This is a genomic window from Vibrio olivae, assembly GCF_042428525.1.
GTDB lineage: Bacteria > Pseudomonadota > Gammaproteobacteria > Enterobacterales > Vibrionaceae > Vibrio > Vibrio olivae.
The window spans coordinates 1,497,421-1,511,771 of record NZ_JBHMEP010000001.1; the positions used below are offsets into that span (position 1 = coordinate 1,497,421).

The 14,351-nt window shown below is 46.9% G+C and carries 15 protein-coding genes and 1 other RNA gene; 3 read left to right on the plus strand and 13 right to left on the minus strand.

Features of this window, described 5'->3' with window-relative positions:
* Positions 1–32: 32 nt before the first annotated feature.
* From ACFFUV_RS06800 to ACFFUV_RS06810, 3 genes are all read right to left on the minus strand, one after another.
* Positions 33–233: a hypothetical protein gene (locus ACFFUV_RS06800; protein WP_390190694.1), complete on the minus strand. Its 201-nt coding sequence runs from the start codon at positions 231–233 to the stop codon at positions 33–35.
* An 854-nt stretch (positions 234–1,087) separates the two neighbouring features.
* An RNA gene (gene ffs / locus ACFFUV_RS06805) (signal recognition particle sRNA small type) lies at positions 1,088–1,184 on the minus strand.
* Positions 1,185–1,322: 138 nt separating this feature from the next.
* Positions 1,323–2,069 (minus strand): VP0952 family biofilm-associated protein, encoded by a 747-nt coding sequence (locus tag ACFFUV_RS06810; protein ID WP_390190696.1) that lies wholly within the window; start codon positions 2,067–2,069, stop codon positions 1,323–1,325.
* Between the two features lie 189 nt (positions 2,070–2,258).
* Between ACFFUV_RS06810 and ACFFUV_RS06815 the strand changes: the two genes are divergently transcribed.
* On the plus strand, positions 2,259–2,561 hold the full coding sequence (locus ACFFUV_RS06815) for an MGMT family protein (RefSeq protein ID WP_390190697.1): 303 nt from the start codon (positions 2,259–2,261) through the stop codon (positions 2,559–2,561).
* A 215-nt stretch (positions 2,562–2,776) separates the two neighbouring features.
* On the opposite strand, the gene ACFFUV_RS06820 is transcribed toward ACFFUV_RS06815, so the two are convergent.
* Positions 2,777–3,205 (minus strand): YbaY family lipoprotein, encoded by a 429-nt coding sequence (locus ACFFUV_RS06820; RefSeq protein WP_390190698.1) that lies wholly within the window; start codon positions 3,203–3,205, stop codon positions 2,777–2,779.
* 184 nt (positions 3,206–3,389) lie between these two features.
* On the opposite strand from ACFFUV_RS06820, the gene tesB reads away from it, so the two are divergent.
* Positions 3,390–4,250: an acyl-CoA thioesterase II gene (tesB, locus tag ACFFUV_RS06825; RefSeq protein ID WP_390190699.1), complete on the plus strand. Its 861-nt coding sequence runs from the start codon at positions 3,390–3,392 to the stop codon at positions 4,248–4,250.
* Between the two features lie 41 nt (positions 4,251–4,291).
* Here the strand turns inward: tesB and ACFFUV_RS06830 are convergent, their stop codons facing one another.
* Entirely contained in the window at positions 4,292–4,771 is a 480-nt protein-coding gene (locus ACFFUV_RS06830) for an Lrp/AsnC family transcriptional regulator (RefSeq protein WP_390191872.1), read from the minus strand.
* Between the two features lie 135 nt (positions 4,772–4,906).
* Here ACFFUV_RS06830 and ACFFUV_RS06835 point away from each other — a divergent pair, with 135 nt between their 5' ends.
* Positions 4,907–5,983: a PLP-dependent cysteine synthase family protein gene (locus ACFFUV_RS06835; RefSeq protein ID WP_390190700.1), complete on the plus strand. Its 1,077-nt coding sequence runs from the start codon at positions 4,907–4,909 to the stop codon at positions 5,981–5,983.
* Positions 5,984–5,992: 9 nt separating this feature from the next.
* Here the strand turns inward: ACFFUV_RS06835 and fliJ are convergent, their stop codons facing one another.
* From fliJ to ACFFUV_RS06875, 8 genes are read right to left on the minus strand one after another with little or no spacing between them, the layout of a single operon-like run.
* Positions 5,993–6,436, minus strand: a complete 444-nt coding sequence (fliJ, locus tag ACFFUV_RS06840) for a flagellar export protein FliJ (protein WP_390190701.1) — start codon at positions 6,434–6,436, stop codon at positions 5,993–5,995.
* A 12-nt stretch (positions 6,437–6,448) separates the two neighbouring features.
* Positions 6,449–7,780, minus strand: coding sequence for a flagellar protein export ATPase FliI (gene fliI / locus ACFFUV_RS06845; RefSeq protein WP_390190702.1), 1,332 nt, complete (start codon positions 7,778–7,780; stop codon positions 6,449–6,451).
* A gap of 11 nt (positions 7,781–7,791) precedes the next feature.
* On the minus strand, positions 7,792–8,595 hold the full coding sequence (gene fliH / locus ACFFUV_RS06850) for a flagellar assembly protein FliH (RefSeq protein ID WP_390190703.1): 804 nt from the start codon (positions 8,593–8,595) through the stop codon (positions 7,792–7,794).
* A gap of 5 nt (positions 8,596–8,600) precedes the next feature.
* Positions 8,601–9,602, minus strand: a complete 1,002-nt coding sequence (locus tag ACFFUV_RS06855) for a flagellar motor switch protein FliG (RefSeq protein WP_390190705.1) — start codon at positions 9,600–9,602, stop codon at positions 8,601–8,603.
* Positions 9,583–11,349, minus strand: coding sequence for a flagellar basal-body MS-ring/collar protein FliF (fliF, locus tag ACFFUV_RS06860; protein ID WP_390190706.1), 1,767 nt, complete (start codon positions 11,347–11,349; stop codon positions 9,583–9,585). The genes ACFFUV_RS06855 and fliF overlap by 20 nt, the downstream gene beginning before the upstream one ends.
* Positions 11,350–11,352: 3 nt before the next feature.
* Positions 11,353–11,712: a flagellar hook-basal body complex protein FliE gene (gene fliE, locus ACFFUV_RS06865; RefSeq protein ID WP_390190707.1), complete on the minus strand. Its 360-nt coding sequence runs from the start codon at positions 11,710–11,712 to the stop codon at positions 11,353–11,355.
* 14 nt (positions 11,713–11,726) lie between these two features.
* A complete protein-coding gene (locus ACFFUV_RS06870) occupies positions 11,727–13,058 on the minus strand; it encodes a sigma-54-dependent transcriptional regulator (RefSeq protein WP_390190708.1) in 1,332 nt (443 codons plus the stop codon).
* The gene (locus tag ACFFUV_RS06875; protein ID WP_390190710.1) at positions 13,058–14,029 is read right to left on the minus strand and encodes a MotY family protein; all 972 of its coding nucleotides are present in this window, start codon (positions 14,027–14,029) and stop codon (positions 13,058–13,060) included. Before ACFFUV_RS06875 ends, ACFFUV_RS06870 begins: the two co-directional genes overlap by 1 nt.
* Between the last annotated feature and the right edge of the window lie 322 nt (positions 14,030–14,351).

Here is a 14,351-nt window from a genome sequence, read left to right on the forward strand (position 1 = left end):
TTTTATCAAAGTGACATAAACCAGTGTCGATATTACTTTTTGTTAATATACCGTTCTGCATTCGCAAATAGCTTATCACATACTTTTTTCTGCATAAGATACTCTGAAGAGCCTTCTTCCATTGAATCAAGAACTTCTTTCGCTTTATGGTACTCTGCTACCATAAGAGCAAATCGCTCTTCAAAGTTATTTTTTTGTATTTTTTTATTCGATTTTCTTACTGGTTTTCTCATTTCTATCTGAACCTTATACGCAGTTTTTCTTGTGCTCAAAAATATACCCGCCCTTTCCTTCACTCTTACTCAAGAGATGTACCGCCTCCAAACTCTTTCTCCATCGCTTTTCATTTCACTAAGCAGTCTGCACTGATAAAAGCTAAAAATGAGGCCATGTCGATGGCATTGGAGAAAAGATAGTTTTCACGCATGAAACCTTCGCCATGTGTTAAAGGTGACAACTGAACTGGAGGAGATAAAGGTGGTATTTAACGATGAGCCATGATAGCGAGCTTTGTCCTGAGGGCATTTCTGACCTTTCACGGATGTTTTGAAGCCTTCACGATTGATAGCGAGAAAACAAACGGTTCTTCGTAGCCAGCCCGAGATTTTTAAGTCCAAAGCTTTTTATTAATGTATGTTACTAAAGCAATTTTTGTATTTGACATATATCTTATTCGCTTAATTAGGCCTAAATAATGTGACTAAATAAGGAATAAAGAAAAAGCTATCACAGGATAAAGATGAAGGAATTAAATCGAAAAACTGAGAAGATCTTGAACTAAATATTTAATCAATAACTCATTGCTTGAGCTATCGCTACTATACACGATATACCCACAATAGATATTCATTTCTTGATTATATTTTATTGCGCTATAAATCATAGGGTTACTAACAAACATTTAAAGATAACCCCACTCAGACGTTGAGCTTGTTATCCCATCAGTAAACATTAAAAACACAATCTTAAATATGTCTTTGTGAATTAAAGATATCGCTAGCCTAACAACGCTATTAGCGAATAGAGTGATATAAAAATAAAAGGAATAAAAAAAGCCTACAATAAATTGTAGGCTTTGAAAGGGTGGAGACCCCAGCCACATCCCGGCACACAAGTCACACGCTGCGGCTGCTTCCTTCCGGACCTGACCGAGTTCACATGCTATTGTTGCGGGAGGACCAGGGCCTCCATAGATTCTGTTCCTTAAGCGCTTAACGCCAAAGAGTGGGAGGATTATTCATTATCCCACTTCGCATTGCAAGGGGTGAGCGCAATAAATTACTCGAACCCTGCCCAACTGATTAGCATTTAAACAAACCGAGCTAATACTCATCACTCTCTTCATCTTCTGAGATCAGATAGTCTGTCATCCACGCCGTCGCGAGCAGGCACAGCCAAATGACAAACACGGGATCAGGCACCTCGGTATCAGGAATCACCATCAAGGATGCAAAGGCTACCGTTGGCAGTGTCCAACACATTAAACTGCCCCAATCAACCTGCTCACTTTTGGCACGGCTTAAAAGCTCCATCACAGCAAACATCACAGTAATCGATAAAGCCAGAATCACCGCGTAATACCACTGAGATACCCACAGAGGCAGAAGTAAAAGAAGCGCCCACCAGCGACGGTTTTGGGTTGGTTGCCAGTGGCGAGAAGACCACCAAGCGACCACCACACAAAAAAGCTGAATGAGAGAAAGTAACGCGCTACCTTCCAACTTACCGTTTGCTTGAGTCGCCATTACGCCAATCCAAAGCGTCATTACCACCATGGAGGAAACCACCACCACAACCGTATTACTACGCGCTGAAAACATCACCATCAGTAGCGGAAAAACACTCCACACCACCACGGATAAGGTGACGGGCTGGTCAGGCAGCGTCAACGCAAACACCCCCATCGCCCCAAGCAGGGCAAACCCTGATACTTTCGCTTTAGGTAATAACCATAGCGCCGGGATCATCAGCGCCAACAGCGGCACCTCTCCCTCACTTAAACTAAACGAGCGCGCACAAGCGATGGCCAATAGCGCAGTGACGATAAATTGAAACGTGGATAGTAGCATGCCCTTCCCTCTTTTATTTGCTCTTACTTCACTCAGACGCTATCCGTTGCGTCGATGGGTATTCTGTGTCTCAACTTAGGGTGTTAAGATTCATTCAACCTAGAGTGAATCTCCACCGCCTATCGCGCAGCGTACCGAGTGAATGGAAGCATCCGTTCCTTGGTAAAAATGAATTAGGACGTTTTAAGTATGGATCAATTTTTGGCGCAAATCTTTGCTGTTATTCAACAAATCCCATCCGGTAAAGTCATCACTTATGGTGAAGCGGCCAAATTGGCCGGGTATCCAGGCTACGCAAGGCAGGTGGGAAAGGCTCTGGGCAACTTGCCTGAGGGCAGCAAATTACCTTGGTTTCGAGTACTCAATAGCCAAGGGAAAATTTCGTTAAAGGGAGAAGATTTAATACGCCAGCGCCGAGAACTGCTCGCTGATGGGGTTGCGGTAAGCGCAAGTGGTAAAGTGAATTTAACCACCTACCAGTGGCATCCTTAGCGCATGGTTTTGTCTCTGCGCCTAGCGCTAGCGGTGAGCCACAAACAAAAATGCCCTGCGCCACATTACGTGCACAGGGCATTTTTAAATCATGATGACAAAGAAATAGTCACTCATTCTTTATTGAAGGACAGGAAAATTCGGAAAATCCTGACATCGAATAGATAAACCAACGAATGAGCCCCGTTTCATTATTCCGTTCGGTATCGTTACGATTAACCTTTAACACCGATCAGTTGCAAATTCACTTTTTCGGTTTCTCGATCATCGGTAATCACCGGGTAGCGAGTGTCGGTAATAAAGCGTAAGCGTCCGTTCACCTCAATCCGCGCACTGACGGTATACGTGTGGCGGCTATCAATTTGGCTTTGGTCATACAAAAGCTCAAAATTAAAAGGCACTTGCGCACCACGCGTTTCAAACTGTTGGGAGGTGAGAATTTTGGCCGGCGCATCAGCTAAAGAGACGTCTGATAAAGTTACGGTGACGACCGCATCATCAGGCAGTGCGAAACGCTCGCGGTACATTAAGCTACCATTAATACTTTCCACTTTATTCATGGCGGTTTCACTATCGGAAGTTTGACAACCAATCAGGGTCAAGCCTAGCACAATTGATATAACTGCTTTGAACGTCTTTTTCATAACGCCTCTCTAATTCTTAATCATTAAAAAGCAGTATATGAAGCTCCTGAGTCATTGTCATGAGACGCAGCAAGGGTTTGACAGTAATTTAACCTCCCAACACAATCTTGACTTTGCATAGCGTTTCCAGCGATTTATGTTAACCTCAGCACGTTAAATGTCAGAAAATCAGTGAGGAACAATTATGGGTAAGCCGTTAGACGACTTATTGAACCTGTTGCAGTTAGAAAGACTGGAAAAAGGCCTGTTTCGTGGACAGAGTGAAAACCTTGGTTTACCTCAGGTATATGGTGGTCAAGTTATCGGTCAAGCCCTTTCTGCGGCACGTTATACCGTTGCAGACGACCGCACTGTGCATTCTTTCCATAGTTACTTTTTATATCCAGGTGACCCTGAAAAACCGATTATTTATGACGTTGAAAACTTACGTGATGGGAAAAGTTTCAGTACGCGCCGCGTGAAAGCGATACAAAACGGTCGCCCGATTTTCTACTTAACCGCCTCCTATCACGGTGATACCCCTGGATTTGAACACCAAAACACCATGCCAGATATTCCAGGCCCTGAAAATTTTGCTTCTGAATCTCAGCTTGCCGAGCAAATTGCTCACCTTCTACCCGACGCAGTAAGAAAAATATTCTGTGGTGAGAAGCCAATTGAAATGCGGCCTGTCACCGTGGTCAATCCTCTCAAGCCAGAGAAAGCAGAACCAAAGCAATATTTGTGGATTCGCGCCAACGGTGAAATGCCTGATGACCAGTTAATTCATCAATACTTACTGGGCTATGCCTCAGATTGGGGCTTCTTAGTCACCGCATTGCATCCACACCAAGTGACCTTAATGACGCCAAAATTCCAAGTTGCGACCATTGACCACTCCATTTGGTTCCATCGCCCATTTAAGATGGATGACTGGCTGCTGTACGTGATTGAAAGCCCGACCGCCAGCAATACGCGCGGTTTAGTACGCGGTGAAATATACAACCGTCAGGGCGATTTAGTCGCAACCGCTGTTCAAGAAGGTGTGATGCGCTTTAAATCATAACACTCCAAGAGGCTGGCTCAGCGATTGTGCTGAGCCACGGATTAAGGCACCAATGGCAATGCTGTGGTGTATTTGAGAGGTTCCATGGCAAAAGTTGAAGTCACATCAGATAAACCTTGGACTGAGTTAACCAACTTTTTGTAAAACAGATCAAAACACGCCATATCTTTGACTTGGACTTTCATCATATAGTCAAACTCCCCTGCCATACGATAGAACTCCATCACCTCGGGAAACTCACTCACTACCTCAACAAAATGGTGATACCAATCATGTGAATGATCACAGGTTTTAATCATGACGAATGCGGTAAACGCAAGATCCACTTTTTCAGGGCTCAGCAGTGCAACGCGCTTCTCTATCACGCCGCTCTCTTCGAGCTTCTTTAAGCGCTTCCAGCATGGGGTTGTCGTCAGATTCACTTTCTCAGCCAAATCACTGAGTGATAACGTGCCATCTTGCTGCAGCAGTGCGAGCAGTGCTCGGTCAGTGGCATCCAATGATAAACGCTCTACTTCCATTTCTTCTAAACCTAACATTAGGAGAATAATTTTCTCCATTTAAGCGTAATAATAGGTATTTTTGCAAAGCTTTTCTCTTCATTCACAGATACATTATTTCTATCGTCATGTTTCAAATCGAATCGAGGAAAGATCATGTGCCGTGACCATAAATGGATGAATGATGCCGTTCAAACCATTGAAGCCGATTACCAACGCTCAGCAGATACTCACTTATTAAAACTAGATTTGCCTTGCTTGCCTGATATCGATATTTATCTAAAAGATGAGAGTACTCACCCAACCGGCTCACTCAAACATCGCCTGGCACGTTCGCTGTTTTTGTATGCCATCTGCAACGGCTGGATTGGCCCGAATACGCCCATTATCGAATCGTCTTCGGGCAGCACTGCTATTTCAGAGGCCTATTTTGCGCGCTTACTTGGCTTACCGTTTATTGCCGTAATGCCAAGCTGTACGGCACGTAAAAAAATCGAACAAATTGAATTTTATGGCGGAAAAGCACACTTGGTCGACCATGGCGATCAAATTTATGCCGAGTCTCATCGCTTGGCGCGCGAACTTGGTGGCCATTATATGGACCAGTTTACTTATGCCGAACGAGCCACAGATTGGCGCGGCAATAACAACATCGCCAATGCGATTTTTGACCAGATGCAACTTGAGCGTTTCCCTGTACCAAGTTGGGTTGTGATGAGCGCCGGTACGGGAGGAACCTCCGCGACCATTGGCCGCTTTATTCGTTATCAAAAACATGCCAGTAAGCTATGCGTGGTTGATCCTCTCAACTCGGTGTTCCATGATTTTTATCGTAGCGGAGATGCTCGCCTAACCTTAAGTAGCGGCAGTAAAATTGAAGGAATCGGTCGACCACGTGTGGAACCTAGTTTTATTGCGAGTGTGGTTGATGAGATGCGAACCGTTGAAGACAGAGCCAGTATCGCCACCGTTTATTGGTTAGAACAATTACTGGGGCGTAAGGTTGGCGCATCAACGGGCACCAACGTTTATGGCGCTCTACAACTGGCCAGCGAGATGGCGAAGCGCGGCGAGCGCGGCTCTATTGTCACCTTGCTGTGTGACAGCGGTGAGCGTTATCTTGATACTTACTTTAGCCCCGAATGGGTTGCGAGCCACATTGGTGATATTGAGCCTTATCGCCGGCAGTTAGATGATTTTCAGCGCACAGCGACGCTCAATGCGTTGGGGTAATTCATCCCATCACAGCACGTCGCGCTGTTTAAGACGGGAGTTGATAATATCTTCAATCAGCTTCTGCTCTCGCTTGGCGCGCTCGTAATTCTGTTTTTTTTGCCAACGTTCAAGCACACTTTCTAAACCTTTAACGCGAGCGTGCTTATCTTCTAATTGTTTTTGCACCGAGAGACATTCGGCTTCCATCACCGCCTGCTCCTGGCGGTGATGCACCAATAACTTTTGCAGCATCTCGTCAACATGGTTTAAGTTCATCAACGCGGCACTGTTTAACACTGGAGTGCGAAAAGCCGATTCTCCAGTATGCAGTTTAAGGTCATTGAGCATTTGCATTTGATGCTGAAGATGTTGGTTTTGCTTACGCATCGCGTCTAGCTGAAGCCCAACATCATCACGACGCTTTTCTTCTACCTGATGCAATTTACCCACAGCTTGAATTTTTGAGTCCATTCGGTTGATATCCTAAAGCGTTTGAAAAAGCTGAGCGAGCTCAGTCAGGCTGGTTCGATAATCGACCGCTTCATTCGCCGACTGCTGGAGAAAAGCTTTCATCTGCGGGTACATTTGTACTGAGCGATCTAGCTCTGGATCTTGCCCTGGCTGATACCCGCCCAATGGCAGCAGCTCCTTGACCTGCAAGTAGTTCGAATACAGTTGACGAAACTGATTGGACACCGTGGTATGCACCTCTTGGGTACACGCTGACATACAGCGGCTTATTGAGGCATTGATGTCAATCGCCGGATAATGACCTTGTTCCGCTAATTGGCGAGACAACACCACATGCCCATCTAAAATCGCGCGCGCCGAGTCAACCACCGGATCTTGTTGGTCATCGCCTTCCGCTAACACGGTATAAATCGCCGTCAGGCTGCCTTGTTGGTTGTCGCTGTTTCCAGCACGTTCAAGTAACTGAGGCAAAATACTGAACACGGATGGCGGGTAACCGCGAGAAGCTGGCGGCTCGCCTAACGACAAGGCAATTTCACGCTGCGCCATGGCGTAGCGGGTCAGCGAGTCCATAAGCAGCAATACGTCTTTGCCTTGATCACGGAAATACTCGGCCACACGGTGACAAAGTAGCGTTGCACGCAGACGCATCAGTGGCGATTCATCGGCTGGCGCAACGATCATAATCGCTTTTTTGCGTGCCTCGGGCGATAAATTACGCTCAACAAATTCGCGCACTTCTCGCCCACGTTCACCAATTAGCCCCACCACAATAACATCCGCTTCGGTATTTTGCGTGATCATCCCCATCAAAATACTTTTACCTACTCCACTGCCGGCCATCAGGCCAATGCGTTGGCCTTTTCCGACGGTGAGCAAGCCATTAATGGCGCGCACTCCAACATCTAACGGCGTATCGACCGGGCGGCGCTTTAGAGGGTTGATGGCACGAGGTTCGAGCGAAACACGATCGCCACCTTTAAAGGCAGGGCCATCATCAAACGGTTCACCGAGTCCATTGACGACGCGTCCGAGCCATTGATGACTAATAAGCACCGTGCTGTCACCATCAAGTGGCACCACTTTGGCCCCAGCGAACAGCCCGCCAAGACGGCGAATCGGCATTAAATAAGCGATGGTGTGGTCAAAACCTACCACCTGCGCTTCAATCATGTCGCCTTCCGCGGTTTCGACCAGGCAACGTTGTTCGAGCTTAAAACGGCAACCGACCGCCTGAAGCATTAACCCGTTCACTTTAACAAGACGCCCCGTTACTCGCGCAACGGGGACAGAATCCAGTGAAGCTAATGCATCGTTTAAGCGATCAGTTAATTGAGAATTCATGCCATCCTGGCTCACTCAGACACCTCCTGCTGTGTCACCTGAGGCTGCGCCTCAGCGTCAATATCCACTTGTGACGTCATCTCTGGATCGGTAACAGAAGGCACGGTCGTTTCATCCAGTAGATGCTGTTTCACATTATCCATGCACGCTTCTAACCGCGAGTCACAGCTCGCATCGGCTTCGGCGTGTTCGGTTTCCAAATGACATCCCCCCACGGGTAAGTCTGGGTTCGGCACTAAACGCCACTCTTTCGGCAACTCTGCATTCACTTGGCGAATACGATCCAAATCTTGTGGGTTTAAGTGCACCGTCACTTGTTCAGATTTACCGGGCATTGCGTGCAAGGTTTCGTCAACCAGAGATAGGATCTGCTGGGGCATCAAGGTCAACTCGGCGCGAATAACCTGCTGGGCCACTTTCTGAACCAACTCGCAGATAATGTGGCGTTGCTGCTGTTCACGCTCTTTTTGCCAGCGAGATAAGGTTTGAAACAGCTCGTTGACTGGCTTCGTAGCGTCCAAAAAAGTCTGTTTACCGGACTGCTCGCCAGACATAAACCCTTTTTGGAACCCCTCTTTTTGCCCTTCGGCTAGGCCTTGTTGCATGCCTTGCGCCATACCTTGACGCAAACCTTCTTCATGGCCTTGATTCAACCCCTGTTTAAAACCCGCTTCCAGCTGACGCTGAATATTAGCTTGAGTCTCTTTTCCGTTAACCACTTCCGCCGCTTGCTCTTCCACACTTGGCTGGGCTAGCGGTGGAAAGCGATGTATTCGATATCCACTATTGGGTAATCGCAAATTCTTCTCCCCCATGGCGATTACTCCACAGTCGGCTCTTGATAGAGCAGCAATTCGATTTCACCCGCATCAGACAGTTCGCGGACAATCTGCATGATCTCTTGGCGAGCTTGCTCAACGCGGCTAAGTGCCACCGCACCGCGCAGCTGCATGTCATCTTCCAACGACTTAACCATACGTTGTGGCATAGAGCGTTTAATCGCTTGCTGTAGAGAAATTTCTGCGCCTTTAAGCGCAACGGCCCACAGTTCGAGCGGTACTTGCTGCACCAAACGGTCCATCGTTTCTTCGCGCTGGCGACCGAGAACCATAAAGTCAAACATGTTCTGCTCGATTTGACCGACAATTTCCTCGTCTTGTAGACGCAGCATTTCCATCAGCATTGCGCGGTCACCGTCATAGCGGTTGATAATATCAGCCACTTGTTTAACACCTGAAACGGGTGCGCTTTGGGTAATCGAGATATTTTCAATGCAGCGCTCAATCAAATCATTGAGGTCAGTGGCGACTTGGTGGTCAATATCCTGTAAGCGCGCGATTCGGAACAACAACTCATCGTGATAGTCAGAAGGCAATTGCTTAAGGACCAACGATGAGGTTTCTGACGGCAAATAAGCTAGAAAAATCGCCTGCATTTGCGGGTGTTCCTGACTGATAAATTTCGCCAACATTTCAGCATCAACCCATTGAAGGCGCTGCATATTGTTGCGAATTTCATCGCCATAAAGGTCATTAAGTAACCCTTTGGCAAGATCGTTGCCCAGCGCTTTACGCAATGTGTTTCGCAGGTAATTCTTCGATGCACCACGAATACCACTTTGCTCACTAAAGTCTTCAAAAAAGCGCTGAATCACCACTTTGGCATTGTCACTTTTAATGCCGTTTAATTTTGCCATCGCTTTGGTTACGCGCTGGGTTTCATCACGGCTAAAGTGACGTAATACTTTCGCCGCGGCATCTTCGCCCATGCCAAGCAAGACGAGTGCGGTTTGCTCTACTGGTTTAAGCGTCTGATTCTGCATCTGTTTGTCCGTCTTCTTCGCTGTGCTCGTTTACATTCACCCATTGTTTCAATACTTCGGCGACGCGCTCTGGCTCTTCGTCGGCAATGAGTGTGAGGTGTTTCAATTGAATTTCGAGTGGAGAGCCTGGTGCAGGCAGCATTTCATTACTGACATCCAATCCAGATGTCGAGGAACTAATGCCCTTCTCTGACAAGCGGCGGTTAAGGTTTTCCTCACGTTCGCGCTCTTCACGAGTTTGCAATTCGTAATCTTCTTGATCGATATCTTCTTGCGCTTCGAGCTCTTGCTCTCGGCGATCCGCGCCTGTCAGGTGCATGATCAGTGGACGCAGAACAAAGAAGATCATCGCCAATCCAAGCAGCCCCCCAATAACGTAACGCAACGGCTGCTGCACGGTTGGATCTTGCCACCATGGAATTTCCATCGGCGCTTCGATTTCTACCGGCGTGAAGTTAAAGCTCATCAAGCTGATGCTATCGCCACGCTCGGCGTTAATGCCGACCGCGTCACTGAGCATCGTTTGAATCTCGGTACGTTCAGCATCTGTCCACGCGTCACCGTTTGGCGCCGCTTCACGGTTTAGCAACACAGAAACGTTGATCTTACGGATCTGGCCTTGCTGGTATTGAGTTTTACGAATACTGCTACCCACTGCGTATTGACGATTTACTTCGTTACGCGAGTTGGTGTTTTCGCTGTCATCGGTTGCGCGCTCACCCGTCACTGGCGGCTCATTACTTAATGAACCAGGAACGCCAAGGGCAATTTGGTCAACAGAGTTGTTCTGAATTGTGTGTTCGTTGCGTACCACTGGGTTGTTATCAACCACTTCTTGGGTCTCTTCAACGCGGCTAAAATCAAGATCTGCGGCAACCTGAACGCGAAAGTTACTCGGGCCGACAATCGGCGTCAGCATATCTGCAGCGCGCTGAATGATTTGTTTCTCAACATCTTTTTGGTATTCCAAGAACTTGGCATTCACTTTACCTGATGTTTCTGAGCCAACATCGGCACTGAGCAAACGCCCGTATTGGTCAACCACTGACACGTGCTCAACGGCCATTCCGGTCACGCTTCCGACCACCAAGTTGATGATCGCTTCCACTTGATCTGGTTTAAGATCTTGCCCTGGCTTAAGCTCAAGCATGACTGATGCCGATGGGCGTTCGCCATTTTGACGTACAAATAAGGTCTGGCGTGGAATAGCAAGATGCACACGAGCATTCGTCACTGCATTCAGTGAAATGATAGTACGGACTAACTCCCCTTCTAAGCCGTGTCGATAGCGCGCAGTCTCCATAAATTGGCTGGTACCTAGCGAGCTGTCTTCGCCCAGAGAATCTAAACCTGTAGGAAGCTTAGCCTTGACGCCTTTCGCCGCCAATAGCATACGAATGCGTGCAACTTCACCTTCCGGAACCAGTACTTGGCCATTTTGTTCCTGCAAACGGTAACGAACGCCTTCGGTCTCCAACACCGATACGACTTCGCCGATATCGAAACGTTCTTGCTGACCATACAGTGGACGATAGCTTTGCGAAGAGCTCCACAGCACGACAACAATAATCGCGGCAACGATCGCCGCCATCACCGCAGAAAGCACTAAGTTACGCTGGCTACTCGACCACAACTGTTTAATTTTGTTGGTCACCTGAGTCATCGACTCAGAGCCCAAATTCGGTGAAACAGGGGTAGGTGTCGCAGGTAACGGGGTGGTTGTAATTTGAGTAGATAAGTCAGACATGTTTTACACCGGCATCTTCATGATATCGTCAAATGCGCCCACGACTTTGTTGCGAACTTGCAGCAAAGCATCAAAAGACAGGCTCGCTTTTTGGCTCGCGACCATCGCCCCGACCAAATCGTCACTTTTACCGGTTTCAACATCGGTCATCGCCGTACTAGCGATGGACTGGTGTTCATTGACCACGTTAAGCACGCTGGTTAATGCGTTTGAAAATGTCATCGGTTGATTCAGTTTCACTTCCTGCACGTCTAACGGGTTTTGGCTCACCATAAATTCTGGTGTGGCACGTACGCTCATCGCGTCCATTTTTGCCAACATCAGCTGCTCAGCTGAGAGTGGGTTTGTATTAAAATTATCCATAGTGTTTCTCTCCTTTAGGCGGCTGAGCCTAGGACTGACTGTAAATCGATACCTTGTTCACGCATCGCGGCCAACTTATAGCGCAGTGCGCGTGTTGATACGCCGAGCGCGTTCGCCGTTTTTGTGCGGTTACCACCGTATTGGCGAAGCTTGTCGAGAATGAAGTTAAACTCCGCTTGTTTCTTGGCTTCGACATGCCCAAAGCTTTCATGGCTTTTGACTTCCATTGCAGGGCTTTGGATTTCAATAGGTAGCATCAAATCTTGCGCGGTGATGTAGTCGCCATGGCGCATCACCAACGCTCGTTGAATCACGTTCTCTAACTCACGAATGTTGCCTGGCCAGTTATATTGGCTAAGCGCAACTTGCGCATCTTGCGACAGGTGACACTGGCTTTTATCTTGATATTTTTCGATGAAGAAGCGACTGATCGGAAGAATATCTTCTTTACGTTCTCGCAATGGCGGCCAATGCAGCGGCAGCACATCCAAGCGGTAGTAAAGATCTTCACGAAATTGGCCTTTTTGCACTTCCACTCGTAGATCTTTGTTGGTGGCAGCAATCACTCGAATATCGAGCTTAATCGCTTTATGGCTTCCCACACGCTCCACTTCTCGTTCTTGAAGGACACGCAGTAATTTGGCTTGTACGCCCGGTGACATCTCGCCAATTTCATCAAGCAGAATCGTGCCCCCATTGGCTTCTTCAAACTTACCGCTTTGCGAAGACGTCGCGCCAGTAAAGGCCCCCTTCACATGCCCAAACAACACAGCTTCCAACATGGTTTCAGGAATCGCCGCACAGTTTACTGCCACAAACGGCCCGTCATGACGAGGGGATTGTTCATGAACGTAGCGTGCCAGTACCTCCTTGCCAGTGCCGGACTCACCAGTGATAAGTACACTCGCGTTAGTGCATGCCGCGCGGTGGGCCAGCTGCAGGACTTGTTTACTGCGCCAAGACTCGGCAACAAAATTCGCCATCGGCTTATCGAGCGCTTCAACACGGCGAATCAAATTGAGTAACTGTTTAGCTTCAAAAGGTCGAACTAAGTAGTCTGTTGCGCCCGATTTCATTGTATCGGCAGCCAAAATGCCTTCTTCTTGGTCAACAATGGCAATGGTTGAGCTCTTTTGTCCTTGACGATGATGACACGCCACCCACTCACGCATTCCCATATCGGGTAATGTTGAACTGACGAGCGTGATCGCCGCTTTTGCTTCAAGCAGCGCACTGCGCCCAGTACGAGCATGACGGACACGATAACCCGCCTGGATTAAGATCGATCTGATCGTCTCTGCATGATGTTCATTGGGTTCGACCAAAAGGATATCTGTACTAGCCATTATTGAACCTTCCCTGTGTTATCTTCGATGGATTGCTCAAAAACCACTGGCTCATTGTTTCTTACCAGTCGAATGCTGACTCGTCGATTCTGCGCCTTGCCGATCGAACTGTTGTTATTGGCTATTGGGTAGCGCGAGCCGTGAGCACGAACTTCTATCATTTGTTCGGGCACACCGTAATCATTCAGCATCTTCTCTACAGCTTGGGCGCGAACACGTGACACTTGTAAATTGGTCACACTGGCACCGACATTATCGGTATGACCGTCCACCAACACTTTGGTGACCGTGTCATCGGCTTGAATAAAACTGGAGAGAGCCTTGAGGTTTTGACGTTGTTTCTCTGTCAGATCTTCTTGACCGATATCGAAATACAATCGTGTATCTCGCGCTTGCGCATAAGAGATATCAGGCAACGCGGACTGACACCGCGTGAATTGGTCGTAGCTTGGTTTAAAGCGAATCGCAGGTAGCCGAATATCAGCTAGAGGAAGTGCGGGGTCATTGCTCAACTCGATATTAATCCAGTTACCCCTTTCGACAGAATGAATTAATTCTCCTACTCCGCGTCGAAATTTAATTTTATTCGATCTTGGTTCAAGAAAGCCTTCAGAAATAAAATCTTTCTTACTTGGCATCCAAGGGGGAGCCAATTTAAATAATTGGGCGTTGTTTCCAAAAATGGCTTTATTATTCACGTCCAACTCTAAAGTAACTTGACGGTTTGTAATTGCATGAAAATAGATTTCTCCGACCGACTCTTCTTTATGAAAGAGCGTGCATTCCAAATGTTCTTGTCTAAAATCCCATTCAGCCAAATCCATTGGAACCTGAATCACATTATCTGCTCGAGCCAATGAAGAAAAAATAGGCAAAAGCATAAAAATGGCAGGAAAATAAAAATTAAACCTTGGTTCAAATTTCTTTTTCTTACTTTTCACTGACATTATTGAGCTATAAAAATATGCCATGAAAGTAACTTTGTTGGCATACATCATCATATTGCAACCTTCATTCAAAGCGAACTGACCAAAATAGACAACTTAAGGACAATATCCAAAGTAACTACCTGATAAAAAACAACATATACGTTTTAGAATCAATATCACTTTTTGTTCCAAACTGGTCGTTTTTATATCAAAAAGAAAAGCAAACACTCTTCTATTAATAATAATTCTGACTCGAAGCTACTCCGTTTCTAAATTCTTTTGAAGCCCCCAATATATATTAAAACCAACATTCGAACTAACTTCACAAACTTAAAAACAGAAGCTAAAAACAATCATTAATCTC

Excerpts from the sequence above, each read along its gene's own strand:
- ACFFUV_RS06875 (WP_390190710.1), bottom strand. The coding sequence starts at position 14,029 with ATGGCATATTTTTATAGCTCAATAATGTCAGTGAAAAGTAAGAAAAAG.
- fliF (WP_390190706.1), bottom strand. The coding sequence starts at position 11,349 with ATGTCTGACTTATCTACTCAAATTACAACCACCCCGTTACCTGCGACA.
- ACFFUV_RS06800 (WP_390190694.1), bottom strand. The coding sequence starts at position 233 with ATGAGAAAACCAGTAAGAAAATCGAATAAAAAAATACAAAAAAATAAC.
- ACFFUV_RS06815 (WP_390190697.1), top strand. The coding sequence starts at position 2,259 with ATGGATCAATTTTTGGCGCAAATCTTTGCTGTTATTCAACAAATCCCA.
- ACFFUV_RS06830 (WP_390191872.1), bottom strand. The coding sequence starts at position 4,771 with ATGGAAGTAGAGCGTTTATCATTGGATGCCACTGACCGAGCACTGCTC.
- ACFFUV_RS06855 (WP_390190705.1), bottom strand. The coding sequence starts at position 9,602 with ATGCAGAATCAGACGCTTAAACCAGTAGAGCAAACCGCACTCGTCTTG.
- ACFFUV_RS06810 (WP_390190696.1), bottom strand. The coding sequence starts at position 2,069 with ATGCTACTATCCACGTTTCAATTTATCGTCACTGCGCTATTGGCCATC.
- fliE (WP_390190707.1), bottom strand. The coding sequence starts at position 11,712 with ATGGATAATTTTAATACAAACCCACTCTCAGCTGAGCAGCTGATGTTG.
- tesB (WP_390190699.1), top strand. The coding sequence starts at position 3,390 with ATGGGTAAGCCGTTAGACGACTTATTGAACCTGTTGCAGTTAGAAAGA.
- ACFFUV_RS06820 (WP_390190698.1), bottom strand. The coding sequence starts at position 3,205 with ATGAAAAAGACGTTCAAAGCAGTTATATCAATTGTGCTAGGCTTGACC.
- fliI (WP_390190702.1), bottom strand. The coding sequence starts at position 7,780 with ATGAATTCTCAATTAACTGATCGCTTAAACGATGCATTAGCTTCACTG.
- ACFFUV_RS06870 (WP_390190708.1), bottom strand. The coding sequence starts at position 13,058 with ATGGCTAGTACAGATATCCTTTTGGTCGAACCCAATGAACATCATGCA.
- fliH (WP_390190703.1), bottom strand. The coding sequence starts at position 8,595 with ATGGGGGAGAAGAATTTGCGATTACCCAATAGTGGATATCGAATACAT.
- ACFFUV_RS06835 (WP_390190700.1), top strand. The coding sequence starts at position 4,907 with ATGTGCCGTGACCATAAATGGATGAATGATGCCGTTCAAACCATTGAA.
- fliJ (WP_390190701.1), bottom strand. The coding sequence starts at position 6,436 with ATGGACTCAAAAATTCAAGCTGTGGGTAAATTGCATCAGGTAGAAGAA.